Annotated in this window: 3 protein-coding genes; all 3 read right to left on the minus strand. The window is 57.9% G+C overall.

What is annotated here, in order from left to right:
• On the minus strand, positions 1 to 489 hold a 489-nt coding region (locus WA989_RS02925), incomplete at its 3' end, for a calcium-binding protein (RefSeq protein WP_424339027.1).
• Positions 490 to 669: 180 nt separating this feature from the next.
• Positions 670 to 1089 (minus strand): hypothetical protein, encoded by a 420-nt coding sequence (locus tag WA989_RS02930; protein WP_424339028.1) that lies wholly within the window; start codon positions 1087 to 1089, stop codon positions 670 to 672.
• A gap of 242 nt (positions 1090 to 1331) precedes the next feature.
• Positions 1332 to 2453: helix-turn-helix transcriptional regulator (locus WA989_RS02935; protein ID WP_424339029.1), on the minus strand; the 1122-nt coding region annotated here is incomplete at its 5' end.

The raw sequence follows: 2453 nt of genomic DNA on the forward strand, positions 1-2453 counted from the left end.
GTTGCCGTCGCCGTCATCACCGAACATGATGTCGTTGCCCTTGCCGCCATACAGGACGTCTGCGTCCTGGCCACCCAGCAACAGGTCATTGCCCAGCTCGCCGTCGATGTAGTCGCAGCCGGCTTCACCATCGATGCAGTCATCGTCGAAGACTTCGACAGTCTGATCGTCGTTGTCGCCACCGAACAACCAGTCGTTGCCGGAACCGCCTTCGATGATGTCGTTGCCTTCTTTGCCTTCGATGTAGTCCTGGCCCCGTTCGCCGTCGAGGATGTTCCAGTGCTCATCACCGTAGACTGCATCATTCCCTGCACCAGCTTCGGCGTTATGCGCCGCGCCGTCTACTTCCAGGTCGATTTCGTCTTCGTTGCTGTCGCCATATTCATAAGTGCCGTCGTTATAGTTGACGTCATGTTTGTCGTCGCTGAATTCGATTTTGCAATCGGGATCACATACTTCCCAATCCGGTTCCAGATCTGGATGTGCCATTTTAAAAATCTCCATTTTTGATGCGGTATCGGATCAAATATGACAGCGCCCGCGCTGCCCCATTGAACTTCCCCCGGAAATGCCGCGCTTAGCCCGGCGTCCAATAAAGGCGGAATGTTTGCCTTCGCGTTCAGTCAAACAGGTTAATAATGTGTTAACTGCCCCCTTTTGGGGATAACTTTACTTAATTTCAGCCATAATTTCTGAAACTTGTGCTTCCAGATTGGAAACACCCTCGACCAGAGGCGCGTGGAAAACCGCGCCTGCCGTCACGGCCACGGCCAACGCCAAGCCGGTCAAAAGAAGTCGCGCCAAACCCTTTTTGCCAGGGGATTGCTGGGCCACCACATCGGCCATGGCCGCGCGCAGAACCGGTTCCAGCTCGATGCGCAAGGCGCCTTCCATCCGGTTGACCGCCTCTTCGAGACCGTCGATCCGTGCGCTCAGTCCTTCGCGGTCCTTTTCGGCCTTGGCCACATACATCTGGCCAACACCCTGATTGAGCGTCTCGAACAGCTTGACCACACGGGCATGCATGCTGACCAGATCACTGCGACGCGCCAGCGCGCCCTCCCCTGCCCCCAACACGCGCTGCAACATATGTGCATCTGCCTCGCCCAGCACAGCGCGGCGCGGCGGATTGGCGATTGGCTTCGCAGCGTCCTGAACGGGCGCCGCTCCGACAGTCTGATGGTCGGCAGACGCAGGCCTTTCAGCACGCGTCTTGTGGGACATATCGGCTGCCATATCGGAAGGTCTAGTCTGGACGGGGCCAATCAGGGGCTCAAGCGGTGCAGGCCCGTTCTGCGCGGCGTCATATCCTGTTCTGCGTGTAATCTGGTTCATGATGCGCGCCCCACAGAAGCCTGCCAGGTCAACATATGCGCCATCTCCGCACGGCAGCCCATGTTCAGCTTGGCCAGCACGCGTTTGGAATATGTGTTGAACGTCTGCTCTTTCAGACCGGCAATCTGTACTGCCGCGCGATTGGACAGGCCTGTCTGCATCAGCGCCGCCACCCGCGCCTCGGACGGGGTCAGCCCCATCTTGAGCGCCAGCCTTTCCATGTGTTCGCGGTTCGGTTGCTGTGGGATGATCATCACCACCAGCGGCATCGCTTCGGCGGATGTCTGGTAGCGCGTTATGGATACAGGGATCCGCCCCGGCCCACATGCCGCCGCGGCGTCCAGGAACAAAATGAAATCGGTATCGCTGTCCGTACCTTCGACCAGACATGCACGCACCGCTTTTTGCAGCACGCTCGTTTGTTGCTGTGTGTTGCACACGAGGCCGGTCGGCGTTTCCTTGATCAGATTGCCGCTTTCGAGCATGTCACGGCCCGCGGTGTTGACATGCAGGGCCTGGCCCGCAGCGTTCAACACGAAAACCGCCGATGACGACTTCTTGGACACCGTCCAGACCATCGCATTCATCGCAGCCTTGGCTTCGGGGCTGGCCGCTTCCTTGAGGCAATCCTCGCGCAGCACGGGCCAAAGCGCGCGCCAGATGCCATCCATCATGTCAGCGGTGTAGCCATCGCGCAGCCGCAGATAGATGTGGTCCTCGGACCCGTTTTCGAACTGGCACGAATAGGCCAGCCACCCGCCCTTGCGCCCGTCCTCATTCAGAGGTGGCAAAGTGGTGACAGCCGGATCCAAAAGCTTGAGCCCCGTAATTGAGCCTGGCGCAATTTCGATCCGCGCTGCCGTAGTTGTCTTCGTAAAAGCGGCTATCTGGGACAAGGAGCCTGAAGTTTTCAGGCCCACATTGCCGCCGTTTGCATCGATGCGCACGTAGGCGCCTGTCGTAAATGTCGCCAGGTTTCTTCTTAATACAGGCGACTGGCTAAAATCGGACGCAGCAACCGCTGTCCACTTCAAAATACTCATAAATTTTCCCCCGGTATAATGGGGAAAACATACCATCCCAAATCCAGCCAGTGTGGAACGCATCGGATTTAATAC

It is taken from the genome of Henriciella sp., assembly GCF_049649345.1.
Taxonomy (GTDB): Bacteria; Pseudomonadota; Alphaproteobacteria; order Caulobacterales; family Hyphomonadaceae; genus Henriciella.

Bases quoted from the DNA above. Each gene is read 5' to 3' on its own strand.
- WA989_RS02930 (WP_424339028.1), bottom strand. From the start codon at position 1,089: ATGTTGCAGCGCGTGTTGGGGGCAGGGGAGGGCGCGCTGGCGCGTCGC.